23 protein-coding genes are annotated in these 21,974 nt (G+C 60.7%); 13 read left to right on the top strand and 10 right to left on the bottom strand.

All coding sequences use genetic code 11. From position 1 onward, the window contains the following. The first annotated feature begins 37 nt into the window (after positions 1–37). A complete protein-coding gene (locus tag GKA01_RS08485) occupies positions 38–826 on the top strand; it encodes an SDR family NAD(P)-dependent oxidoreductase (RefSeq protein ID WP_146861483.1) in 789 nt (262 codons plus the stop codon). A 64-nt stretch (positions 827–890) separates the two neighbouring features. Here GKA01_RS08485 and dapB read toward each other — a convergent pair whose 3' ends face one another. Together dapB and GKA01_RS08495 are read right to left on the bottom strand one after the other, a co-directional pair. Next, a complete protein-coding gene (dapB, locus tag GKA01_RS08490; protein WP_146861486.1) occupies positions 891–1,637 on the bottom strand; it encodes a 4-hydroxy-tetrahydrodipicolinate reductase in 747 nt (248 codons plus the stop codon). A gap of 25 nt (positions 1,638–1,662) precedes the next feature. Continuing rightward, complete coding sequence (locus tag GKA01_RS08495) at positions 1,663–2,112, bottom strand: winged helix-turn-helix transcriptional regulator (protein ID WP_228119936.1); 450 nt, start codon at positions 2,110–2,112, stop codon at positions 1,663–1,665. Positions 2,113–2,203: 91 nt separating this feature from the next. Between GKA01_RS08495 and GKA01_RS08500 the strand changes: the two genes are divergently transcribed. After that, entirely contained in the window at positions 2,204–2,809 is a 606-nt protein-coding gene (locus tag GKA01_RS08500) for an FMN-dependent NADH-azoreductase (protein WP_146861489.1), read from the top strand. 2 nt (positions 2,810–2,811) lie between these two features. Here the strand turns inward: GKA01_RS08500 and hmpA are convergent, their stop codons facing one another. Continuing rightward, entirely contained in the window at positions 2,812–3,993 is a 1,182-nt protein-coding gene (hmpA, locus tag GKA01_RS08505) for an NO-inducible flavohemoprotein (protein ID WP_146861492.1), read from the bottom strand. A gap of 80 nt (positions 3,994–4,073) precedes the next feature. Here hmpA and GKA01_RS08510 point away from each other — a divergent pair, with 80 nt between their 5' ends. Next, positions 4,074–4,541, top strand: coding sequence for an RrF2 family transcriptional regulator (locus GKA01_RS08510; RefSeq protein WP_146861495.1), 468 nt, complete (start codon positions 4,074–4,076; stop codon positions 4,539–4,541). 99 nt (positions 4,542–4,640) lie between these two features. Next, positions 4,641–5,495 (top strand): shikimate dehydrogenase, encoded by an 855-nt coding sequence (gene aroE, locus GKA01_RS08515; RefSeq protein ID WP_146861498.1) that lies wholly within the window; start codon positions 4,641–4,643, stop codon positions 5,493–5,495. Between the two features lie 74 nt (positions 5,496–5,569). Here aroE and dnaJ read toward each other — a convergent pair whose 3' ends face one another. Continuing rightward, positions 5,570–6,712: a molecular chaperone DnaJ gene (dnaJ, locus tag GKA01_RS08520; RefSeq protein WP_146861501.1), complete on the bottom strand. Its 1,143-nt coding sequence runs from the start codon at positions 6,710–6,712 to the stop codon at positions 5,570–5,572. A 145-nt stretch (positions 6,713–6,857) separates the two neighbouring features. Next, the gene (gene dnaK, locus GKA01_RS08525; RefSeq protein ID WP_146861504.1) at positions 6,858–8,759 is read right to left on the bottom strand and encodes a molecular chaperone DnaK; all 1,902 of its coding nucleotides are present in this window, start codon (positions 8,757–8,759) and stop codon (positions 6,858–6,860) included. A 270-nt stretch (positions 8,760–9,029) separates the two neighbouring features. Here dnaK and GKA01_RS08530 point away from each other — a divergent pair, with 270 nt between their 5' ends. The 8 genes from GKA01_RS08530 to murA all read left to right on the top strand — a co-directional run bounded on the left by GKA01_RS08530 (position 9,030) and on the right by murA (position 17,330). Continuing rightward, positions 9,030–10,190 (top strand): hypothetical protein, encoded by a 1,161-nt coding sequence (locus tag GKA01_RS08530; RefSeq protein ID WP_194265855.1) that lies wholly within the window; start codon positions 9,030–9,032, stop codon positions 10,188–10,190. Between the two features lie 151 nt (positions 10,191–10,341). Beyond that, the gene (locus tag GKA01_RS08535) at positions 10,342–10,722 is read left to right on the top strand and encodes a glycerol dehydrogenase (RefSeq protein ID WP_146861506.1); all 381 of its coding nucleotides are present in this window, start codon (positions 10,342–10,344) and stop codon (positions 10,720–10,722) included. Beyond that, positions 10,722–12,947, top strand: coding sequence for a pyrroloquinoline quinone-dependent dehydrogenase (locus GKA01_RS08540; protein ID WP_141353450.1), 2,226 nt, complete (start codon positions 10,722–10,724; stop codon positions 12,945–12,947). The genes GKA01_RS08535 and GKA01_RS08540 overlap by 1 nt, the downstream gene beginning before the upstream one ends. Before the next feature lie 188 nt (positions 12,948–13,135). Beyond that, complete coding sequence (locus GKA01_RS08545; protein WP_146861509.1) at positions 13,136–14,320, top strand: glycosyltransferase family 4 protein; 1,185 nt, start codon at positions 13,136–13,138, stop codon at positions 14,318–14,320. After that, positions 14,310–14,486: a hypothetical protein gene (locus tag GKA01_RS13610; protein WP_167506344.1), complete on the top strand. Its 177-nt coding sequence runs from the start codon at positions 14,310–14,312 to the stop codon at positions 14,484–14,486. Before GKA01_RS08545 ends, GKA01_RS13610 begins: the two co-directional genes overlap by 11 nt. 6 nt (positions 14,487–14,492) lie before the next feature. Beyond that, on the top strand, positions 14,493–15,407 hold the full coding sequence (locus tag GKA01_RS08550) for a DMT family transporter (protein WP_146861512.1): 915 nt from the start codon (positions 14,493–14,495) through the stop codon (positions 15,405–15,407). A gap of 90 nt (positions 15,408–15,497) precedes the next feature. Beyond that, positions 15,498–16,049, top strand: coding sequence for a dCTP deaminase (gene dcd, locus GKA01_RS08555; protein ID WP_141353456.1), 552 nt, complete (start codon positions 15,498–15,500; stop codon positions 16,047–16,049). Between the two features lie 24 nt (positions 16,050–16,073). Further along, positions 16,074–17,330: a UDP-N-acetylglucosamine 1-carboxyvinyltransferase gene (gene murA, locus GKA01_RS08560; RefSeq protein WP_099285776.1), complete on the top strand. Its 1,257-nt coding sequence runs from the start codon at positions 16,074–16,076 to the stop codon at positions 17,328–17,330. Positions 17,331–17,415: 85 nt separating this feature from the next. Here the strand turns inward: murA and GKA01_RS08565 are convergent, their stop codons facing one another. Continuing rightward, complete coding sequence (locus GKA01_RS08565) at positions 17,416–18,891, bottom strand: mannitol dehydrogenase family protein (protein WP_146861515.1); 1,476 nt, start codon at positions 18,889–18,891, stop codon at positions 17,416–17,418. A 12-nt stretch (positions 18,892–18,903) separates the two neighbouring features. After that, positions 18,904–19,110: a hypothetical protein gene (locus GKA01_RS08570; protein ID WP_146861518.1), complete on the bottom strand. Its 207-nt coding sequence runs from the start codon at positions 19,108–19,110 to the stop codon at positions 18,904–18,906. On the opposite strand from GKA01_RS08570, the gene GKA01_RS08575 reads away from it, so the two are divergent. Further along, on the top strand, positions 19,109–19,585 hold the full coding sequence (locus GKA01_RS08575; RefSeq protein WP_146861521.1) for a GAF domain-containing protein: 477 nt from the start codon (positions 19,109–19,111) through the stop codon (positions 19,583–19,585). The two genes, GKA01_RS08570 and GKA01_RS08575, sit on opposite strands and share 2 nt — an antisense overlap. Before the next feature lie 25 nt (positions 19,586–19,610). Here GKA01_RS08575 and GKA01_RS08580 read toward each other — a convergent pair whose 3' ends face one another. From GKA01_RS08580 to GKA01_RS08590, 3 genes are all read right to left on the bottom strand, one after another. After that, positions 19,611–20,165 carry an LOG family protein gene (locus GKA01_RS08580; protein WP_146861523.1) on the bottom strand — a complete coding sequence of 185 codons (555 nt, stop codon included), beginning with the start codon at positions 20,163–20,165 and terminating at the stop codon, positions 19,611–19,613. A 32-nt stretch (positions 20,166–20,197) separates the two neighbouring features. After that, positions 20,198–21,391, bottom strand: a complete 1,194-nt coding sequence (locus GKA01_RS08585) for an MFS transporter (protein WP_146861526.1) — start codon at positions 21,389–21,391, stop codon at positions 20,198–20,200. A gap of 93 nt (positions 21,392–21,484) precedes the next feature. After that, positions 21,485–21,946 (bottom strand): hypothetical protein, encoded by a 462-nt coding sequence (locus GKA01_RS08590; RefSeq protein ID WP_146861529.1) that lies wholly within the window; start codon positions 21,944–21,946, stop codon positions 21,485–21,487. Positions 21,947–21,974: the final 28 nt, after the last annotated feature.

The following is a 21,974-nucleotide window of genomic DNA, read 5'->3' on the forward strand; positions in this document are numbered from 1 at the left end:
GGGTTTCGGGAAAAACAGGCAATTCGGGACATTTGAAATGTCAAACACATTTAGCGGTAAAGTCTGTCTCGTCACCGGCGCGGGTGGCAATATCGGTCTTGCGACCGCCCTCCGTCTGGCCGGGGAAGGGACGGCCATCGCCCTGCTGGATATGAACCGCGAGGCTTTGGAAAAGGCAGAAGCCGCCGTCCGGGAAAAGGGCGTCGAAGCCCGCTCCTATGTCTGTGACGTTACGTCCGAAGATGCCGTGACCGGGACTGTGGACACTGTGATCCGGGACTTTGGCAGAATCGACTTCCTGTTCAACAATGCCGGTTATCAGGGCGCGTTCGCGCCTGTGCAGGATTACCCGTCCGAGGATTTTGCGCGCGTGCTGACGATCAACGTCACCGGCGCGTTTCATGTGCTCAAGGCTGTCACGCGCCAGATGATCGCGCAGAACTACGGTCGCGTCGTCAATACCGCCAGCATGGCTGGTGTGAAAGGGCCGCCGAACATGGTCGCCTACGGGGCTTCCAAAGGCGCGATCATCGCCCTGACCGAAACTGCCGCGCTCGATCTCGCACCTTACAATATCCGCGTGAACGCCATTAGCCCCGGATACATGGGGCCAGGTTTCATGTGGGAGCGTCAGGTCGAGCTTCAGGCCAAGGTCGGAAGCCAGTATTTCTCCACCGACCCCAAGGTGGTGTCCGAACAGATGATTGGCAGCGTCCCGATGCGCCGTTATGGCGACATCAACGAAATCCCGGGTGTCGTGGCGTTCCTGCTGGGGGACGATTCCAGCTTTATGACGGGAGTGAATCTGCCAATTGCTGGCGGTTGATTGGGGGTGTCCGGGCTCTGCCCGGACCCGGCAGGGATCTTGATCCCTGCACCCTGTTTTAGGTTCAGGGTTTTAAGGCGTCTGCCATTGTGTAGAGGCCGGCTGGGCGTCCGGCGAGCCATTTTGCGGCGAACAGAGCGCCTCTGGCGAAGACCCTCCGGTCCAGCGCGCGGTGAGACAGGGTGATCTGTTCGTCAGCCGCCATCAGGACAAGGTCGTGCTCGCCCACGATCTGCCCGCCGCGCAGGGACGCGAATCCGATCGCCCCATCCGGGCGCAGACCGTTCTGGTCGGTGCGGGCCACGTCTTCGAGCGCGACTCCACGCCCCTCCGCCACGGCCTTACCGATCGCCAGTGCTGTACCGGACGGCGCATCCAGCTTCTGGCGGTGATGGACCTCCAGAATTTCCGCATCATAATCCGGCAGTCCTGCGCCAAGCTGCCGGGCCAGTTCCAGAAACAGCGTCAGAGCCGGAGAGAAATTGGCAGCCTGAAGCACCGGAATATGCTGCGCCGCTGCGTTCACGGCATCCTGCGCGCCTTGGTCGAGCCCCGTGGTTCCCAGAACCCACGCACATCCAGCCTGCGCGAAAGCGGCCGCATGGGCCGGGACGGTCGTGGCATGACTTACGTCGATCACCACATCGCAGCTTTTCGCGAGCGTGCCAGGGGCGGTCGTGATGTTGCGCGAGGCGTCTGCCGTGCGGGAGAGGCCGCCTGCGAGAGCGCTTCCGGCTTCCTCGGCGCAGAGGGTGCCAAGTCGGCCCGTGATGCCGGCAATACCGATACGGGGGGCGGAAATCTGGGTCATAATGGGGGCCTTGCGTGCGAAAAGATCAAAGATCGGCGTCAAGCCGGGCGTCAAGCCGGGCGTCAAAGCGGGCGCGGGCCGCCTCGATCTCGGGACGGTTCGACAGCGCCCACTGACCGAAGGCCTCCGTCAGAGTCCAGAGCGATTCCCCAAGCGTCGTGAGTTCATAATCCACGCGCGGCGGAGTCGTCGGGGTGACGGTCCGCAGGACGAGGCCGTCACGTTCCAGATTGCGCAGGGTGAGCGTCAGCATGCGTTGCGAAATCCCGTCGATCGCACGGCGTAGTTCGCTGAAACGGTGCGGCCCGCGTCCGAGCGATTTGACGATCAGGATGCTCCACTTGTCCGTTGTACGCGCAAGAATGGAGCGGATAACGGCGCAGGCATCCTCGTTCTGCGGGCAGTCCAGAGCGGCCGTATTTGGCCCTGCGGACGGCTTGAGGGGAGAAACGGTGTCACTGACGCGAACATCCATGTGCCTATGGCTCCGGAATGTGCCTTCTTGCGGCGGGGTTCAAAGGTTCCTTATCTGGTGCTGGTTACGATCAGGAACCGGAAAGATCAAAATGAAACTTCTTCACATCGATTCCAGCATTCTCGGTGACAGCTCCGCCAGCCGTCAGGTCAGCGCCGCCGCTGTCGCCCAGCTTCAGAAGAAAAACCCGTCCATCGAGGTCATTTCCCTCGATCTCGCCAGCGATCCGCTGCCGCATCTCGACGTCGAAGCCCTGTCATGGCTCGGCAAGGAGCTGACGCCGGATGTGTCGGGCCGCCCCGAACTGGTCGCCGGCGCAAAGGCTTTGAATGATTTCAAGGCGGCAGATATCGTCGTCATTGGCGTGCCGATGTATAACCTGTCGATTCCCAGCCAGCTTAAATCCTGGATCGACCGCATCATGGTGGCAGGCCAGACCTTCCGTTATGGCCCGTCCGGGATCGAAGGGCTGGCCAAGGGCAAGACAGTCGTGCTCGCCGTGGCACGTGGCGGTCTGTATGGCGAAGGCTCGCCCGCAGCGTCCTTTGAGCATCAGCTCAGCTACCTGAAATCCGTCTTCACCATGATCGGTATTACGGACATCACCGTGCTTGAAGCCGAAGGTCTTGCCACCAATGGTGGTGCTGACCGTGCCCGCATCCTGTCGGATGCGGAACAGAAGGCCAGCGCGCTTTAAAGTCAGTCCGTTACCCCGGTATCCGGTCCAAACGTCTCGTAGCGCAGGCGATTGGCCGGAACTCCGGCGTCCGGCAGGCCCTGCACCATGTCGCGCATGAAGCCTGTCGGCCCGCACAAATAGGCCGAGACGCCATCCGGCAACTGCTCTGCGACCCAGGCGGCGGTCGGGTGTCCGTCTTCCGAAGTCAGGTGCGTCACGACCTGGATGCGCCCTGCCGTGTTGTGGGACAGTTCCGCCAGACGCGCCGTGAAGGGCGCGGTTTCGGAGGACTGGGCAATCTGTACGACATGAACAGGCGTCGTGACGTCAGGTCCGGCCAATGTTTCCAGCATTCCGATCATGGGTGTGATGCCGATCCCGGCGCAGATGAAGCCCAGTGGTCCCTCGATTTTTTCAGGCAGGACGAAATTGCCCGCAGGTGGCGAAAGCAGAAGCTCCGTGCCGACACAGGCGGTGCTGTTCAGCCAGCCTGAAACAACTCCGTTCTGAACATGACGCACGCTGATGCGATAGGCCGTCCGGTTCGGGCTGGAGGTAATGCTGTAATTGCGGCGTGTCCGGCCATGGCCTGGAATGTCCAGATCAACACCCAGATACTGTCCCGGAACGGCGCTGATGACCGGCTTTCCGTCCACAGGCTCCAGTTCGAGCGACGTGACGGTCGCGCATTCTGCCGTGGCGCGTGCGATGCGGAAAGCTCGCCAACCCGTCCAGCCTCCTTCGGCATGGGCGCTGCTGTCGTAAAGCTGATGCTCGCGACCGATCAGGATATCGGCCAGTGCCCAGTAGGCCTTGCCCCAGGCATCAAGAATTTCCGGCGTTGCGGCATCGCCCAGAACGGCTGAAATCGCGCCGAGCAGAGCTGTTGCGACATGCGGATAGTGTTCGGGCTGGATTTCGAGGCTGACATGTTTCTGGGCGATCCGTTCGACCGCCCCGCCCAATACGCCCAGATTGTCGATATTTTTCGCATAGGCCAGCACGGCCATGGCCAGCGCCCGGGGCTGCATTCCTGTCGACTGATGGGTCGGATCGAACATTTCCGCAATCGCCGGATCAGCCAGCAGACGACGATACATTTCGGATGTGATGGCCACACCATGCGCCTCAAGTGCCGGGATGGTGGCCTTGATGATGGCTATGATGTCTGGCGTGAGGCTGCGGTCGGCGCAAGTGGACATGAGCGGTCCCTTAAAAGGTGTATATAAAATACATCTTTATAAACGTGACCTGATCCTGTCAATCTGGCAGAGGAGTCGCCATGCGTCTGACACTGCACACTGACTACGCCCTGCGCGTGCTGATCCATCTGGGGATTCATCATCCGGGCGCCCGCGCCTCACGCCGCGTCTCGATCCGCGAGATCGCGCAGGCTTACCGTATTTCCGAAAACCATCTGGTGAAGGTTGTGCACCGTCTGGGGCAGGGCGGTTTCGTCACGACCGTCCGTGGACGGGGCGGTGGGCTGGAGCTCGCGCGGCCGGCCGCGGAAATCAACGTGGGCGCGGTCGTGCGCTTTACCGAAGACGATATGGCGCTGGTGGATTGCGAAGGCCGCAACAGCACGGATGGGCGGCCCTGTGTGCTGTCTCCGGCTTGTGTGCTGCGTAGCGTACTGGGCGATGCGCTGGGCGCGTTCCTGGCGGTTCTGGACGGCTATACGCTCGCTGATCTTCTGACGGGACGGGAGGCGGCCCTTTTGGGTCTGATTGTGCCCGTCGACGACTGAGACAGAAAATTGGGAATTTCCGGAATGTGAGTGGACCTTCTGTGCTCTCGTGCGTCATGTCGTGTGAACGCAAGACTGCACAGATCCGAGGAGCCTCTCATGAGCCAGCAGAATTTCCGCAGCATCCTGACGGGATCGTTCTCGACACCCTGCGACGACAACCCGACCGTCGCCATGATCGAGGCGGCCTACCAGCATCACGATATCGATGCGCGCTACATCAACTGTGACGTCAAGGCCGAGGGTCTGAAAGACGCTGTGGCGGGTGCGAAGGCCATGGAATGGGTCGGGTTCAACTGTTCCCTGCCGCACAAGGTTTCGGTGATCGAGTATCTCGACGAACTGGCTGAATCCGCGCAGATCATCGGGGCCGTGAACTGCGTCTCCATCCGCGACGGCCGTCTGATCGGTGACAATACGGACGGCAAGGGCTTTCTGGCCTCTCTTAAAAAGGTCACGGACCCGTCCGGCAAGAAGGTCCTGCTTCTAGGAGCAGGTGGGGCCGCGCGTGCCATCGCCGTGGAACTGGGGCTGGCCTCCGCCGCCCATATCACCGTCATGAATCGCGATCCGAAGAAAGCCGAAACCATCGCCGCCCTCGTGAGGGACAACACGTCGGCCAAGGCGGATGTTCAGGCCTGGGACGGTGATGCCAGCGTGCCGGAAGACGTGGACATCCTGATCAATGCGACCTCGATCGGTCTGGGCGATTCCGAAACCATGCCGCCTCTGAAGATCGAGACCCTGCGCAAGGGCATGATCGTCGCTGACGTGATCCCGAACCCGCCCAGAACGCGTCTACTGCGCGAGGCGGAAGGCAAGGGCTGCACCGTGCTGGACGGGCTTGGCATGCTGGTCAATCAGGGGGTGATCTGCGTGGAACACTGGCTGGGCAAAACGCTGGATGCCGGGGTGATGGAAAAGACCCTGAAGGATATTTTTGACGCTGCCTGATATGAAAAACTGACATAAAAAAACCCCGGTGCCTTAGGAGAGGACACCGGGGTTTTTTGTGAGCCTGCTAAAGATCAGCGTCCGTCGAAGAAGTCGCGGACCTTGGCGAAGAAACCACTGCTTTCGGGGCTGCCCTTGGCGTGGTCGTCCCCGGCTTCTTTCTCGAATTCTTCAAGAAGCTCGCGCTGGCGCTTCGTCAGATGGCTCGGTGTCTCGACCGAGACCTGAATATACATGTCCCCACGGGCCGAGGAGCGCAGGACCGAGAAACCCTTGCCGCGCAGACGGAATGTCTCGCCCGTCTGGGTGCCGGCGGGGATGCGGACCTTGCTGCGACCACCATCCACAACAGGAACTTCGACTTCCGTCCCCAGAGCCGCCTGCGTCATGCGCAGCGGAACGCGGCAGTAGATGTTCGCGCCGTCTCGTTGGAAAATGTCATGCGACAGGACGGAGACGTGAACATACAGATCGCCCGGCTGCACGCCTTCGCCACCTGCTTCGCCCTTGCCCGCCATGCGGATGCGGGTGCCATCCTCGACGCCAGCCGGGATGTCGATGCTGATGGTTTCCGTTTTCGCTTCCGTGCCCGTTCCATGACAGACCTTGCACGGATTGGCGACGGTCCGTCCCGAACCATGACAGGTCGGGCAGGGGCGCTCGACGAGGAAAAAGCCCTGCTGCGCACGAACTTTGCCTGCACCATGACAGGTTGGGCAGGTGCTGCTGCCAGCCTTAGGGTCTGCCGAACCCGAACCGTGGCAGGACTCGCAGGCCACGCGGGTGCGGACTTCGACATCCTTCTTTACGCCCGTGAAGGCTTCCATCAGCGTGATTTCGACCTGAACCTGGACATCCGCTCCGGTCCGGCGTCCACCACCCCGACGGCCGCCCATCATGTCTCCGAACATCTGGTCGAAGATGTCTCCCAGACCGCCCGCACCGGCAAAACCACCGCCGAAGCCGCCACCCATTCCGCCCATGCCACCTTCGAAGGCATCATGGCCGTACTGGTCATAGGCGGCACGTTTTTGCGCGTCCTTCAGGACGTCATAGGCTTCGTTGATTTCTTTGAACTTCTGCTCGGCAGCATCATCACCCGGATTGCGGTCGGGATGGTAGCGCATAGCCTGCTTGCGGAAGGCTTTTTTCAGCTCGTCTGGCGAGGCCGTGCGGGAGACCTCAAGGGATTCGTAATAGTCGATTTTGATGGCCATGTTCGGTCCTTAGGGGGCGTTCCGGAAGGCGGTCCCTGTTATGGGCCGGAAAAACAAGAATGGCGCCCACCCCCTTGCGGGAACGGGCGCCCTCGGAAAACAGGGCCGGATGAAGCATTGCGCTCCATCCGGGAAAGTCACCCGATCAGTTCTTCTTGTGGTCGTCTTCGAGGTCTTCGAAGTCGGCGTCGACGACGTTGTCGTCCTTCTTCTCGGCTTCCGGAGCAGCGCCTTCAGCACCCTGGCTTGCCTGATAGACGGCCTGACCAACCTTCATGGCAGCCTGCGTCAGCTTCTCGCTGGCAGCCTTCAGGGCATCAAGGTTTTCGCCACCCAGAGCTTCGCGGGCTTCGGCGATGGCCGCTTCCGCTTCGGATTTGTCAGCCGCCGGAACCTTATCGCCACCTTCGGTGATGGACTTCTCGGTCTGGTGGATGAGGCTTTCCGTGCTGTTACGCAGCTCGACCAGTTCACGCTTGGCCTTGTCGGCGGTCGCATTGGCTTCTGCGTCCTTGACCATGCGGTCGATGTCGGAGTCAGACAGACCACCAGAGGCCTGGATCTTGATCTGCTGTTCCTTGTTCGTGGCCTTGTCCTTGGCGGACACGTTCACGATGCCGTTGGCGTCGATGTCGAAGGTGACTTCGATCTGCGGCACACCGCGCGGGGCCGGAGCAATGCCCTGAAGATCGAAGTTGCCCAGCAGCTTGTTATCGGCCGCCATCTCACGCTCGCCCTGATAGACCTTGATGGTCACGGCGTTCTGGTTGTCTTCGGCCGTGGAGAAGGTCTGGCTCTTCTTGGTTGGGATCGTCGTGTTGCGGTCGATCAGACGGGTGAACACGCCACCCAGCGTCTCGATGCCCAGCGACAGCGGCGTCACGTCGAGCAGCAGGACGTCCTTGACGTCACCCTTCAGGACAGCGCCCTGAACGGCGGCACCAATGGCGACCACTTCGTCAGGGTTGACGTTGCGGGCCGGTTCCTTACCGAAGAACTCCTTAACCGTCTCAATAACCTTCGGCATACGCGTCATGCCGCCAACGAGAATGACTTCGTCAATCTCGCTCGGGGAGACGGACGCATCCTTGATGGCTGCACGGCACGGGCCGAGCGTACGCTGCACCAGATCGTCGACGAGACTTTCCAGCTTGGCGCGGGACAGCTTGACGACGAGGTGCTTCGGACCGGAAGCGTCAGCCGTGATGAACGGCAGGTTGATCTCGGTCTCCTTGGAGGAGGACAGCTCGATCTTCGCCTTCTCGGCGGCCTCCTTCAGGCGCTGCAGGGCGAGCTTGTCACCACGCAGGTCGATGCCCTGGTCCTTCTTGAACTCGTCGGCCAGGAACCCGATGATGCGGTTGTCGAAGTCTTCACCACCCAGGAACGTATCACCGTTCGTGGACTTCACTTCGATCACGCCGTCGGAAATCTCGAGGATGGAGACGTCGAACGTACCACCACCAAGGTCATACACAGCCACTGTACCGGAATCGCGCTTGCCAAGGCCATAAGCCAGAGCTGCCGCGGTCGGCTCGTTGATGATACGCAGAACTTCGAGACCGGCGATCTTGCCGGCATCACGCGTTGCCTGACGCTGTGCATCGTTGAAGTAAGCCGGGACCGTGATGACAGCCTGGGAAACGGTCTCACCGAGATAGCTCTCGGCGGTTTCCTTCATCTTGCCCAGAACATAGGCCGCGATCTGCGACGGAGCATACTTCTCACCGCGGGCTTCAACCCATGCGTCGCCGTTATCGCCACGAACGATGCCGTACGGCACCATTTCCTTGTCCTTCTGGACGGTCGGATCATCGTAACGACGGCCGATCAGGCGCTTGACGGCATAGAGGGTGTTGGCAGGGTTGGTGACAGCCTGACGCTTCGCGGCCTGTCCGACGAGACGCTCACCGTTGTCGGTGAAGGCGACCATGGACGGCGTTGTGCGGGCGCCTTCGCTGTTTTCGATGACCTTGGTTTCGTCACCCTCGCGCACTGCGACGCAGGAGTTCGTCGTACCAAGGTCAATACCAATGACTTTGCTCATGTAAATTCAGTCCTCTCAGCGGTCCGTCCCGGCCCTGTGAGGCACCGGATCGAACCCTATTGACGTATCCAGACCCTCACGGGCCTGTGTTCCGACTACTGATCTAGGCAAGGCTGGAAAGTGTTTCAAGCACTTGGACGACACATTTCGTCGAGAATGTTCGCTTCACGCCCCTCTGAAGGGAAGATGGCTGTTTCAGATATGACCATCCGCCTCTAGTAAGGTGGGGCCTTCCGCTTTGTCTGCCAATGGGACAGTCTTCATACAGCCATGCTGAACCATTCTTCCCTCCGCGCCATGCTGATGACGGCCCTGGCCGGTTTTTCCATGACCGGTCTTTCCGCCTGTGGCCCGATGGGGCCGGGGAAGCTTCGGAACGATCAGCTCGAATATTCCCGTGCTCTGGGCGACAGTCAGAAGCACGAGATGCTGCTCAACATCGTACGGCTGCGTTACGCTGATCCGCCGACCTTTCTTGATACGACGCAGGTGATTGCGGGCTACAGCGTCTCCAAAAGCGTCAGTGGCGGTTTCTATGCCTATCCAGCGACAGCAGTCGGCAACTATCTGTTCGGAACGGGAACGATGTCGCTGGGCGAGAGCCCGACTTTCACTTACCAGCCGGTGACGGGGCAGCAATATGCCGAGAACGTGGTCCGCCCGATCTCCCCGACCGTCATCATGCCGCTCAGTCTGGGCGGTCTGCCGATCGATACGTTACTGCGCCTGACCGCCCAGTCCATTGATGGTCTGTCCAATGTACGGGGCATTGGAGCTGGTCCTTTTGGTGGGGGGTCGGTGAGGTTCTACCTGCTCCTACACGATCTGCGTCAGCTTCAGTTGAACGGGGCGATGACCATCCGAATCACAACTGACGCGCCGCCATCCACCGACAGCAAGAAGAATGGTGGCAAATCAGATAGTAGCAACGGCAGCTCCGGGGGAGCCGGTGGAGGAGCAGAGCGCTCCTATCTCGTGCTCACATCTACGTCGGACAGCAACCTGCTGGCGATTCAGGCGGAGGTGCGGCGTCTGTTGCATCTGGACCCGGCTGCCGAGGAGGCCGAGATTGTTTACGGTCCTTACCCGAAGCATCCGGGCAAGCAGATTGCGATCCTCACACGTTCGATGCTCGCAATGCTGACCCAGCTTGCCTACGAGGTCGAAGTGCCGGAAGACGACATTAAGAGTGGCCGAACACCTCCCACCATTGGGCAGGTCGGAATCGAGAACCGCCCGGAAGTGGTGATCCATTCCGGAAAGGAAGAGCCCGACGCGCGCTATGCGGCTGTCAGCTACAACAATACCTGGTTCTGGATCAGCGATCGGGATTTCCAAAGTAAGCTTGCCTTTACGATGGTGCAGGTTCTGTCGGCTCTCGCGGCGACCAACCATACCGGCGGAGCGGTCGTAACCATCCCCGCTGGGTAATAAAAATAACGCTTATTTGAATTGGTTTAAATGAAACTATTTCATTGCACGGTTTTGTCAAAATAAAACCCAATAATATTGAAAAAGAGTCGTAGATTTATTGAGATTCTGGAATTACCGTCTAGACTTTCAGTTCTGGAGGCTCTCACCGATGCCGAATACTTATGGCAACAGGACCCTGACCGAGTGGCTCACGCTCGTGCTCGGGGTTGTTATCGTTCTGGTGGGGCTGTTCTTTGTTATCGGCGGGGCTCAACTCGCGATGCTGGGCGGCTCTGTCTATTATCTGATCTGTGGCGTCGTGCTGGTTGCCAGCGGCGTGTTCATGGTTCTGGGGCGCACCCTCGGCGCATTCCTGTATCTGGGCGCGCTCGCCTACACCTGGGTGTGGTCGCTGTGGGAAGTGGGTTTCAGCCCGGTTGATCTTCTGCCTCGCGATTTCGGCCCGACGCTGCTGGCTATCCTCGTCGTTCTCGCCATTCCGGTTCTCCGTCGACTGGAAACCCGCCGTGCCCTGAGGGGAGCCGTCTGATGCGCAGATCTCATCTTCTCGCGACCGTTGCCTGTGCTACGCTGGCGTGTGCGCCGCTGGCCGCCAATGCCCAGTTCGCTCCCGCAGGTAGCGGTGGTTCGCCCACTTCCTCCGTGCCGGACCCCAGCAGTGATAATTCCTTCGAGCCGACCGAGAACACGCCAGCCGCGAAGAGCCGCTTTGCCGGTCCGTCCCCCTATGCGCCTCAGGCACCGGGTGTGAACGCGGCCAACCTGCCGGATATCGGGTCCATGGATCCGAACGATGTTCCTCAGATGGCCCCGCAGCAGAGCGCCAGCCCCGCCTCGGGAGACTGGGCCGCCTACGGCCATGACGACAGCCAGATGCGCTACTCGCCGCTGTCAGAGATCACGCCGCAGAACGCCGATCAGCTCAAGGTTGCCTTTGTCTATCATACCGGCAGCTATCCGCGGCCGGGCCAGACGAACAAATGGGCTGCCGAAACCACGCCGATCAAGGTGGGTGACGGCCTCTATATGTGTTCGGCTCAGAATGACATCATGAAGCTCGACCCGACAACGGGTAAAGAAATCTGGCGTCACAACATCCACGAGCGATATGAGGCGATTCCCTATACTGCTGCGTGCAAAGGCGTGACGTACTTCACGTCTTCGCAGGTGCCGGAGGGTCAGCCGTGCCACAACCGTATTCTCGAAAGCACGCTCGACATGCGTCTGATCGAGGTCGATGCTGCGACTGGCAATCTCTGCCCGACCTTCGGTCATGACGGTCAGGTGAACCTGATGCAGGGCATGGGCGAATCTGTTCCCGGTTTCGTGTCCATGACAACTCCTCCACCAATCGTGAATGGCGTCGCGGTGGTCAACCACGAGGTTCTCGACGGCCAACGTCGCTGGGCCCCGTCAGGTGTGATCCGCGGGTACGATGCCGAGACCGGAAAATTCCTGTGGGCATGGGACGTGAACCGCCCCAACGACCACAGTCAGCCAACCGGCAACAACCACTACAGCCGGGGTACGCCGAACTCCTGGGCTGCAATGACCGGCGACAATGCGCTGGGCCTCGTCTATGTCCCGACCGGCAACTCGGCTTCCGATTATTACAGCGCTCTGCGTAGCCCTGAAGAAAACAAGGTGTCCTCGGCGGTCGTCGCCCTTGACGTCAAGACGGGTTCTCCGCGCTGGGTCTTCCAGACCGCCCACAAGGATGTCTGGGACTACGATATCGGTTCGCAGGCGACGCTGATGGATATGCCAGGCCCTGACGGACAGACCGTTCCGGCGCTCATCATGCCGACGAAGCGCGGACAGACCTTCGTGCTCGACCGTCGTGACGGTAAGCCAATCCTGCCGGTGGAAGAGCGCCCCGCTCCGTCACCCGGTGTGATTCCAGGTGATCCGCGCTCTCCGACGCAGCCCTGGTCCACCGGAATGCCTGCCCTTCGGGTCCCGGATCTGAAGGAGAAGGACATGTGGGGCATGTCCCCCATCGACCAGCTTTTCTGCCGCATCAAGTTTCGCCGGGCTAATTACGTGGGCGAGTTCACGCCTCCGAGCGTCGACAAACCCTGGATCGAATATCCCGGCTATAACGGCGGCAGTGACTGGGGCTCCATGTCCTACGATCCCAATAGCGGCATCCTGATCGCGAACTGGAACATCACCCCGATGTACGACCAGCTCGTGACCCGCAAGAAGGCTGACCAGTTGGGCCTGATGCCGATCGATGACCCGAACTACAAGCCGGGTGGCGGTGGTGCCGAAGGTAATGGCGCGATGGACGGTACGCCTTATGGCATCGTTGTGACTCCGTTCTGGGATCAGTACACGGGCATGATGTGCAACCGTCCGCCCTACGGTATGATCACGGCCATCGATATGAAGCATGGTCAGAAGGTGCTGTGGCAGCATCCGCTCGGAACGGCCCGTGCCAATGGTCCATGGGGTCTGCCGACGGGTCTGCCTTGGGAAATCGGGACACCGAACAATGGTGGTTCGGTCGTGACGGCTGGCGGTCTGGTGTTCATCGGTGCGGCTACGGATAATCAGATCCGTGCCATCGATGAGCATACCGGCAAGGTGGTCTGGAGTGCGGTCCTGCCGGGCGGCGGTCAGGCCAACCCGATGACCTACGAGGCCAATGGTCATCAGTACGTCGCCATCATGGCAGGTGGTCACCACTTCATGATGACGCCAGTCAGCGATCAGCTGGTGGTTTACGCACTGCCTGATCACAAGGGCTGAGAACGCGGGGGCTGAGGCCTCCGGATGATGCGAAGGGGTGGTTTTCGTGCCAGAAATGGCACGGAGGCCACCCCTTTGTCGTTTCCGGGGCTTTTTTTCCATTTTCCGGGTGGGAAGCACCTCCAGACCCGGCTACAGGCTGTTTTCGTCCACAAATATTTTCCCGGAACAGGCCCCGCAGAACCGTCATGACCGATCGCTCCCCCGTCATCCTTCAGGTTCTTCCGGCGCTGGGCACCGGCGGTCTGGAGCGCGGGGCTGTCGAGATTGCCGCAGCAATCACCCAAGGGGGTGGCACGGCGTTGGTCGCCTCGCGTCCCGGCCGGCTTCTGGTGCAGCTTCGTCACGCCGGTGCGCGGCATATCGAGCTTGATTTGAAGACGAAATCCCCTTTCGCTGTGCTGCGTCGGGCGCGGGATCTTCAGGCGATCATTCGTAGTGAGGGCGTGGATCTTGTGCATGCCCGATCGCGGATTCCGGCCTGGGCTGCGTGGATCGCCTGTCGGCGCGAAAACATCCCGCTCGTAACGACATGGCATGGCGTGCATGAGGCGAAATGGCGGGCCAAGAAGTTCTATAATTCCATACTGGCGCGCGGAGTTCGGGTCATTGCGATTTCGGAGTTCATCGCTCGGCGCCTGCGCAGCGAATACGCCGTACCGGAGAGTCGTCTGCGCGTCATTCCGCGCGGTGCAGACCTGCGGGAGTTTACGCCTGGTACTGTATCCGGCGAACGCGTGCAGAAACTGGCTGAAATCTGGCGCGTGCCTGTCGAGGCAAGGATTATCCTCATGCCCGCACGGCTGACGGCATGGAAAGGGCAGGGTGTTCTGGTCGAGGCACTGGGAATTCTGCGCCTGCAGGTGGACGCAGGCTGGATCTGCGTTCTGGCTGGTCCGGAAAATGATCGGAAGTTCTCTCGCAGGCTGCAACAGCGCGTGCGGGAACTTGGCCTTGAGGAGCATGTCCGATTCGCCGGAACCTGCACCGACATGCCGGCTGCCTGTGAGCTGGCGAGCGTTGTCGTGGCGCCCTCGCTCCGGCCTGAGCCGTTCGGACGTACTTTGGTAGAAGCGCAGATGATGGGTTGTCCCGTAATCGGCACGGCACAGGGGGCCATGATGGAGACGATCCTGCCTGGTGAGACAGGTCTGGTCGTGCCCCCGGATGATCCTCAGGCTCTGGCGGATGCGTTGAAACGTATTCTGGAAACAGACGATGGCGCGTTGGACTGGCTGGCGGAAAAAGCCCGGGCCCATGCTATCGCCAATTATACGACGACGTTGATGCAAGCCCGCACGCTGGGTGTGTATGACGAACTTCTGGGCACCCGTCTGCGGGAGACATTTGAGGAATACAGCCATGACCAGTAAGGACGAAAAACCGTCAGGGCAGATCATCCATGACCGCGCCGCGGCCGCAAAGGAAGAGCGGGAAAGCCGGGAGGCCAAGGCACTCCGGGCCAATCTGATGCGGCGCAAACAGCAGCAGCGTGCGCGGCCGCAGGATGATGCTGTCTCTCCCCCCGATGATCGCTAAACGTCTGTGAAGCGAAACTTTCCTCTCCCTTCGCCGCAGGAACTGGCGCTGACGGGCGTGACGGTTCTGTGGGGCGGGACGTTTCTCGTGCTGCATATTGCCATGCAGCAGTGTGGGCCGCGCTTTTTCGTCTTTGTCCGTTTCATGATGGCGGCGGTGTTCGTCGGGTTGCTGGCCGGGCGGAAACTTTTGGATTTTAACTGGCGAGAAATGCGGGCGGGTGGGCTGATCGGCGTGGCGTTGGCTACCGGTTACGTGTTGCAGAGCGCTGGTCTGCATGACATCACCAGCAGCCGTTCCGCTTTTATTACGGCATTGTACGTGCCGCTGGTGCCGATCTTTCAGTGGGCATTTCTGCGCAAGGCCCCGCATCTGATGAGCTGGCTTGGGATTGGGCTGGCATTCGCAGGACTGGTCTGTCTGGCAGGGCCGGCGGCGCTATCACTGTCCTTCGGGCGCGGGGATATTTTGACTCTGTTCGCGGCGATTGCGATTGCGATTGAGATCGTGCTGATCAGTCTTTATGCGCGGGGTGTAGACAGTCTGCGCGTAACGGTCATGCAGCTTTTTGCTGGCAGTCTGTTCGCGGGGCTGATGGTCCCTGTTTCGGGGGAGGCGCTCCCGGCCTTTTCCTGGGTCTGGATTGCCTGCGCGCTGGCTCTGGGTGGTCTGAGCGCTCTGGTGCAGGTCGTCATGAACTGGGCGCAGAAATCCGTCTCCCCCACAAAGGCTGCCGTGATCTATGCTGGAGAGCCGGTCTGGGGTGGGCTCGTAGGCTGGTTGGCGGGTGATCATTTGCCTCCTGCGACCCTTCTGGGTGCCGCACTGATCGTAGGTGGCGTTCTGACTAGCGAACTGCGTCCGCAGTGGCTGGAGGTCCTGTTGGAACGTGTGCCACAAACGCTCACGAAAAATGACTGAGCCGACACATTGCGTGATAGCCCATCGCTCGCTAGAGCAGATGGGTTAGACTTACGGCGATTTTAGTCGTCCCTGCTCAGGAGTGCCTTCATGCCCATCATGCCCGACACATGGATTCGCCAGATGGCCCGTGAAAAAGGCATGATCGAACCGTTCGTAGAGGCCCAGAAGCGCGAAGGCGTCATTTCCTACGGTCTGTCGTCTTACGGTTATGACGCACGTGTGGCATCGGACTTCAAGATCTTCACCGACGTAGACAGTGCCATCGTCGATCCAAAGAATTTCGCGTCCAACAGTTTCGTGACCCGCACGGGCGACATCACCATCCCACCCAACAGCTTCGCACTGGCGCATACGGTCGAGTATTTCCGTATCCCGCGTGACACGCTGGTGGTGTGCCTCGGCAAGTCCACCTATGCGCGCTGTGGCATCATCGTAAATGTCACGCCACTTGAGCCGGAATGGGAAGGTCAGGTCACGATCGAGATCAGCAACACCACACCGCTACCTGCGCGAATTTACGCGAACGAGGGCATCTGCCAGTTCCTGTTTTTCCAGGGTGCCAGCCCCTGTGAGGTCAGTTATGCCGACCGTGCTGGAAAATACATGCGCCAGTCCGGCGTCACCACGCCTCGCCTCTAAAGCCCAGTTCTCAAGGATCGCACCATGGACCGTTTCATCATTCGCGGTGGCCGCCGCCTGACAGGCGAAATTGAGATCGGCGGGGCCAAGAACTCCGGCCTCAAGCTCATGGTCGCGGGCTTGCTGACGTCCGAGCGGCTGGTGCTGTCCAATGTGCCGGGCATCGCGGATATCCAGACGATGCGCGACCTGCTGCTGGGGCTGGGTATCGCGGTCGAGGAAGCCGGGCCGCGCACGCTGTCCATTGGCGGTGAGATCGGGTCCGTCGAAGCGCCGTATGATATCGTCTCCAAGATGCGTGCCTCCATTCTGGTGCTGGGGCCGCTTCTGGCGCGGGCGCGGGAAGCGAAAGTTTCGCTGCCGGGCGGCTGCGCCATTGGTACGCGTCCGGTGGACATGCATCTCAAGGGGCTTGAGACGCTGGGGGCCGTGATCCGTCTGGAGAACGGCTATATCAATGCGACCGCACCGGACGGATTGAAGGGCGACCGCATCATTCTGCCGTTCGCCAGTGTGGGCGCGACCGAGAACCTGCTGATGGCCGCGACGCTGGCGAAGGGGCGCACCCATATCGTCAACGCCGCGCGTGAGCCTGAAATCAGCGATCTGGTGCACTGCCTTAACGCCATGGGCGCACAGATCACGGGTGAAGGTTCGGGCACGCTGGTCATTGACGGTGTGGAGAAGCTGCACGGCGCGCATTATGCCGTCATGCCGGACCGCATCGAGTGCGGCACCTATGCCTGCGCGGCCGGTATCACGGGCGGAGACCTGCTGCTGGTGGGCGGACGGGCCGATGATCTGGGTGCCGTGATCCGCACGCTTGAGGAAACGGGCGTCGAGGTCGTTGAAGAGGCGCGTGGTCTGCGGGTCCGTCGCAGCGGCACACTTCAGGGCGTGGATATCATGACCGAGCCATATCCCGGCTTCCCGACGGATATGCAGGCGCAGTTCATGGCGATGCTGTCCGTGGCGGAAGGAGCGTCCATGATTACCGAGACGATCTTCGAGAACCGCTTCATGCATGTTCCGGAGCTTAACCGGATGGGCGCGCGCGTGAACGTGCATGGCCGTTCGGCCATTATCCGTGGCGTGTCGAAGCTGTCGGGTGCGCCCGTCATGGCGACCGATCTGCGGGCGTCCTTCTCGCTGATTCTCGCGGGTCTGGCAGCGGAAGGCGAGACGCAGCTCAGCCGCATCTATCATCTGGACCGGGGCTATGAAGGCGTGGACCGCAAGCTCGCCGCCTGCGGTGCCGATATCGCCCGCGTCTCTGACTGATTTGGATAAAAATTTTTGGTGAAGCTTTTTTCAAAAAGCTTCAAAGAACTCCGCCTTTTTGAAAAAAGGCGGAACCCAAAAACTTTCAGACGTTTGCTACCAGATCCTTCAGGACGGCTGCTGTGCCGCGTGTTTTCAGGTCTTCACGGGTCTGGATGAAGCGCGTGAGGAACTCGGCGGAGTCTTCAAGACCCCATCCGGAAAATACGCTCATCTCCAGTGCCTTGGCCGGGTTCGGGTCCAGCGCCAGAGCACGGTCGTCGGCGCTCAGGCGGGGTTCGGTGACGGCGAAACTGGCCTGCACGTCGTCGCGGCCCACCAGATAGGCACAGTAGCAGGCGAGAACGAAGGCGATCCGGTGCGGATCCTGAGCGTTTTTCAGAACGTCCTCCGCCGTGGCGCGCAGGAAGACCGGCAGCTTGGACGTGCTGTCGGACGTGATGCGCAGGAGCTGGTCGCTGACGGCATGGTTGCGGAACCGCTCCAGAAGCAAGGCGGCATAGTCCGATAGGCCGATGCCCGGAGGGGCCGTTAGTTGTGGTGCGACGTCGTGGCGCAGGAACTGCTCTAACAGGGCAGCGAGATGTTCGTCGCCCATGGCTTCATCGACAAGCCGGTATCCCATCAGCACTCCGGGCAGCGCCAGCATGGAATGGGATGCGTTCAGCATCCGCAGCTTGACCTGTTCGTAAGGTTCGACATCGTTCGTGAACAGAACGCCGACCTGCTCCCAGGCTGGGCGTCCGGCGGGGAAGTTGTCTTCCACGACCCACTGGATGAAGTCTTCGCAGAAAACCGGAACGCGGTCTTCGATGCCGCTCTGGGCATTGAGGCGCGCCACGTCGGCGGGATGAACGGCTGGGGTGATGCGATCGACCATGCAGGAGGGGAAGGCCACTTCGGCTTCGATCCACGCCGCCAGTTCGGCATCCCGTAAACGGGCGAAGGACAGCACGGCATTGCGGGCGACATCGCCATTTGCGGGCACGTTGTCGCAGGACAGGATGGTGAAGGGTGCGATCCCGGCGTCCCGGCGCTGGCGCAGGGCTTCGGTCATCATACCGAAGGCCGTTTCCGGAACGGGGCGGTGCAGGTCTTCGGCGATGGTGGGGTGTTCGGTCATGAACCGACCCGCCTCGTCCATGTAATAGCCCCCTTCGGTGATGGTCAGGCTGACGATGCGGATCGCGGGGTCCGTCAGGCGCTTCAGAGCGGCTTTGCGGTCGACGGGGGCATGGATGTATTCGATCAGAGACTTGACGACGCGGACCGTATCGGGCCGGTTCGGCGGGCAGATGCGCAGGGTGTAGAGGCCGTCCTGTGCGTGCAGGGCCTCGGCCTTTGCCACTTCGCCGGGAAGGTCCATCAGGCCCATGCCCACGATGCCCCAGTCGGACTGCCCTGGAAGGGCCAGTGCGTGGTCCGTGTAGACGGCCTGATGGGCACGATGGAAATTGCCGACACTGAGATGGACGATACCGGCCGTCACGCTCTCCCGATCATAAGGAGAGGTCAAGACGGACTCCGGGATCTGGGACAGGGTCTGGGAAGTCAGGATCATGGAAAGGATCTTTCAGACGAAAGGACCGGCTTCTTTTAGAACCCTCCATTTTTGAGGAAACTGTTTTTGTATCTTGTGAATTATTTCTAATAATTCTCGCAGGGTCGAGAGCATTACGGGAAACGAATAGTTTTCATATATGGCACGGTCTTTTACGTCTTTTCCGGTCTGTCCTAGAATGGGGATCTGTTTTCCCGTTTCCTGAGGACTGATTTTCATGAGCGCTCCCATTCACCGTCTGAACGTGGACGAACTTGTTCTGATGGTGCGGTCCGTCGTGTCGACCGAGACGGACATGATCGCCAATATGGCTAATATCGCGGCCCTGCTGTTCGAGGCTCTGCCGCAGATCAACTGGGCAGGGTTCTATCTCTGGAAAGAGGCTGAAAAGCAGCTTGTGTTGGGGCCATTTCAGGGGCGGCTGGCGTGCACGCGCATTCCGCTGGGCCGGGGCGTCTGCGGGACGGTCGCGCAGAACCGCGAGACACTCGTGGTCCCGGACGTCCATGCGTTTCCCGGCCACATTGCCTGTGACGCGGCATCGGAATCGGAAATCGTGCTGCCGGTCGTGGCAGGTGGCGCCCTCGTCGGCGTGCTGGATATCGACAGCCCGGTGAAGGACCGCTTTACCGAAGCGGATCGTGTGCGTCTGGAAGACATTGTCGCGCTGCTGGTGGCGACGCTGGAGGGGTGAGCGGGGGCAGGCCCCGCTCCAGAATTCAGGCCGGGACGTTGACGGAGAGGTGCTGCATCAGTGCCGGGACGTCCTGGACGACCGTGAACAGTTTGCGGGCCGATGGGTCTGCAAAACCCTGATCGATCGCATCATTCAGCGTGTTGACCAGTGATGTGGCCCAACCGTCGATATTGACGATGTAGATCGGCTCCCGATGCAGACCGAGCTGCTTCCAGGTCATGATTTCCATGAGTTCGTCGAACGTGCCGAGGCCGCCGGGAATGATGGCGTAGGCGTCAGACAGCTCGAACATGCGGGCCTTGCGGGTGTGCATGTCGGGCGTGACTTCAAGCTGCGTGACACCCTTATGCATCACTTCCCGGGCGTGAAGGAATTCTGGAATGACGCCGATGACCGTGCCGCCTGCCTGAAGTGCTGCGTCCGCAACGGTACCCATTAGCCCGACATGCCCTCCACCATAAACCAGTGTGATTCCATGTTGTGCCAGGGCTGTTCCGATGTCTCTTGCACCTTCGGCGTAGACGGGAGAATTGCCGAAGCGGGAGCCACAGAAGACGGCGCAGGAACGAATGGTCATGTCGGGTCCGTGTCAGTTGAAGCGTGGATCTGTCATGCGGTGCGGCGGCCCAGCGAGCGGCTGATCATCACCCCGCCCAGACAGCACAGGGCGGTGGCGGCGAACATGGTCCTGTAGCCAGCGAGTTCGATGACCTGTCCAAGAAACAGCCCCGAGAACGCAATGGCAAGATCGATGAAGATGGAATATGCGCCCAGAGCAGCCCCCCGGTTCTCCGGCCCGGCGCTGTTGACGGCCAGAACCCCCAGTGCGGGGAAGAGCAGTGAGAAGCCTGCTCCCGTCAGAGCGGCGCCCGCAAGGGCTGCGGAAGGCGTCTGGAACAGGCCGAGTATGGCCAGTCCGACCGCTTCGACCAGAAGTGAGACAATAGCCACGAACACCCCGCCGCGTCGGGCGATCTGTGGCGCAAAGAAAAACCGGATAACGACGAAGGTGAAGCCAAAGACAGCGAGTGCCGTTGCGGCGCCCTGCCAGTGTAGGACTGAATAATACAGCGCGAGGAACGACGAGATCGCGCCAAATCCGATCGACCCCGCGGCTAGTGCCGAACCATGCGGCAGAACCAGTCTGAGGGCGTGGGCGAAGGAAATGGGTTTGCTGCTTGAGCGAATGGGCTTCACGCCGGGGTAGAATCCGATGAGGGCGAGGCCGAACAGGGGCAGCGCTACGGAAAGGATTCCAACTGAAACCAGGCCACCGTACGGAGCAGCGAGCATGGACAGCTTGGCGCCGATCGGCGCTCCAAGCGCGATCCCGCCATAGGAACAGATGCCGTTCCATGAAATGGCGATGGCCGTATTTTCTGCTCCTGCCCGGCGGATGTTCCAGACGATCACACCGGTCGCGGCCCAGCTTTCAGCCCAGCCCAGAAGCAGTCGGCTGAACAGCAGAACCGTGAGAGACAGCGTTGGCGTGGCGGCCAGCAGCCCGGATCCGGCGATCAGGAGGCCCGAGAGCAGGCAGGTGACGAGTCCGCCGATGACGACCGGTTTGGGGCCGATTCGGTCCACCAGTCGCCCGGCGGAGGGGCGGGCCGCAAAAGTCGCGAAATACTGGAGCGAAAACGTGATGCCTGCCACGGTCGTGCTGTAACCAAGTCCCTGATGGACAAAAATCGTCAGGACGGCATTGGGCAGGCCAATCACGATGTAGACGAGAAGATTGAACAGGACGACGGCAAGAACACGTTTCGTCGGTGAGCCCGCCGGCGTTTCCTGCGCGGTCATGGAATCAGTCTCTCCTTTGGGTTTCTGATGAAAAAGATCTTGCATGGCATAGGCCAGATGGCCGGTGCCGTCACGAGGGAGTGTGTCATGACTTCACAATCCCGAGGTTGAAACAGGGAAACGCTGTTCCGGCTGGAACTGGCGGATACGGGTCGCGACAGAGGTGCAGACAGCCCTGCGTGCCGGCTGAGGCATTGAGGGTAGGGCATATTGTTCGTGTTGGCCCGTTTGTGCATTGAGCACCTGAAGAATGCCCTGCCGCCCTGCGCTGTAGTCCGTCCCGACCTGATCCACGGGCTGGAGGTGGACAGCTTCGTCTTTCGTCAGGGCGGCGCTTCGCAAGCAGTAATGCAAGGCTCCAGCAAGATTGCCGTGGGTTGCCGAAGAAAAGTCTGGCTCGCCGGGAAAGGTCCTGGACGTGTAGGCCGAGGGCGACTGACGCGTGTGGCCGCGGGTCATGTTGGTTTCCTGACCGGACACGCAGGCTCCCAGCATTAGAACCGGAGCCAGCAGGGCGGTGGTGCGTCGGGAAGTGGGGGGCAGGTATTGGGCCATGAAGCGGGCAGAATCCGGACTGTGAGAG

Source organism: Gluconobacter kanchanaburiensis NBRC 103587 (assembly GCF_007988905.1).
In the GTDB taxonomy this organism is placed as follows: Bacteria; Pseudomonadota; Alphaproteobacteria; order Acetobacterales; family Acetobacteraceae; genus Gluconobacter; species Gluconobacter kanchanaburiensis.

Excerpts from the sequence above, each read along its gene's own strand:
- GKA01_RS08495 (WP_228119936.1), bottom strand. The coding sequence starts at position 2,112 with ATGGATGTTCGCGTCAGTGACACCGTTTCTCCCCTCAAGCCGTCCGCA.
- GKA01_RS08535 (WP_146861506.1), top strand. The coding sequence starts at position 10,342 with ATGCCGAATACTTATGGCAACAGGACCCTGACCGAGTGGCTCACGCTC.
- dapB (WP_146861486.1), bottom strand. The coding sequence starts at position 1,637 with ATGACCCAGATTTCCGCCCCCCGTATCGGTATTGCCGGCATCACGGGC.
- dnaK (WP_146861504.1), bottom strand. The coding sequence starts at position 8,759 with ATGAGCAAAGTCATTGGTATTGACCTTGGTACGACGAACTCCTGCGTC.
- GKA01_RS08485 (WP_146861483.1), top strand. The coding sequence starts at position 38 with ATGTCAAACACATTTAGCGGTAAAGTCTGTCTCGTCACCGGCGCGGGT.
- GKA01_RS08575 (WP_146861521.1), top strand. The coding sequence starts at position 19,109 with ATGAGCGCTCCCATTCACCGTCTGAACGTGGACGAACTTGTTCTGATG.
- dnaJ (WP_146861501.1), bottom strand. The coding sequence starts at position 6,712 with ATGGCCATCAAAATCGACTATTACGAATCCCTTGAGGTCTCCCGCACG.
- murA (WP_099285776.1), top strand. The coding sequence starts at position 16,074 with ATGGACCGTTTCATCATTCGCGGTGGCCGCCGCCTGACAGGCGAAATT.
- GKA01_RS08510 (WP_146861495.1), top strand. The coding sequence starts at position 4,074 with ATGCGTCTGACACTGCACACTGACTACGCCCTGCGCGTGCTGATCCAT.
- GKA01_RS08565 (WP_146861515.1), bottom strand. The coding sequence starts at position 18,891 with ATGATCCTGACTTCCCAGACCCTGTCCCAGATCCCGGAGTCCGTCTTG.
- GKA01_RS08590 (WP_146861529.1), bottom strand. The coding sequence starts at position 21,946 with ATGGCCCAATACCTGCCCCCCACTTCCCGACGCACCACCGCCCTGCTG.
- dcd (WP_141353456.1), top strand. The coding sequence starts at position 15,498 with ATGCCCATCATGCCCGACACATGGATTCGCCAGATGGCCCGTGAAAAA.
- GKA01_RS08530 (WP_194265855.1), top strand. The coding sequence starts at position 9,030 with ATGCTGAACCATTCTTCCCTCCGCGCCATGCTGATGACGGCCCTGGCC.
- GKA01_RS08540 (WP_141353450.1), top strand. The coding sequence starts at position 10,722 with ATGCGCAGATCTCATCTTCTCGCGACCGTTGCCTGTGCTACGCTGGCG.
- GKA01_RS08500 (WP_146861489.1), top strand. The coding sequence starts at position 2,204 with ATGAAACTTCTTCACATCGATTCCAGCATTCTCGGTGACAGCTCCGCC.
- GKA01_RS08570 (WP_146861518.1), bottom strand. The coding sequence starts at position 19,110 with ATGAAAATCAGTCCTCAGGAAACGGGAAAACAGATCCCCATTCTAGGA.
- GKA01_RS13610 (WP_167506344.1), top strand. The coding sequence starts at position 14,310 with ATGACCAGTAAGGACGAAAAACCGTCAGGGCAGATCATCCATGACCGC.
- GKA01_RS08545 (WP_146861509.1), top strand. The coding sequence starts at position 13,136 with ATGACCGATCGCTCCCCCGTCATCCTTCAGGTTCTTCCGGCGCTGGGC.
- GKA01_RS08585 (WP_146861526.1), bottom strand. The coding sequence starts at position 21,391 with ATGACCGCGCAGGAAACGCCGGCGGGCTCACCGACGAAACGTGTTCTT.
- hmpA (WP_146861492.1), bottom strand. The coding sequence starts at position 3,993 with ATGTCCACTTGCGCCGACCGCAGCCTCACGCCAGACATCATAGCCATC.
- GKA01_RS08580 (WP_146861523.1), bottom strand. The coding sequence starts at position 20,165 with ATGACCATTCGTTCCTGCGCCGTCTTCTGTGGCTCCCGCTTCGGCAAT.
- aroE (WP_146861498.1), top strand. The coding sequence starts at position 4,641 with ATGAGCCAGCAGAATTTCCGCAGCATCCTGACGGGATCGTTCTCGACA.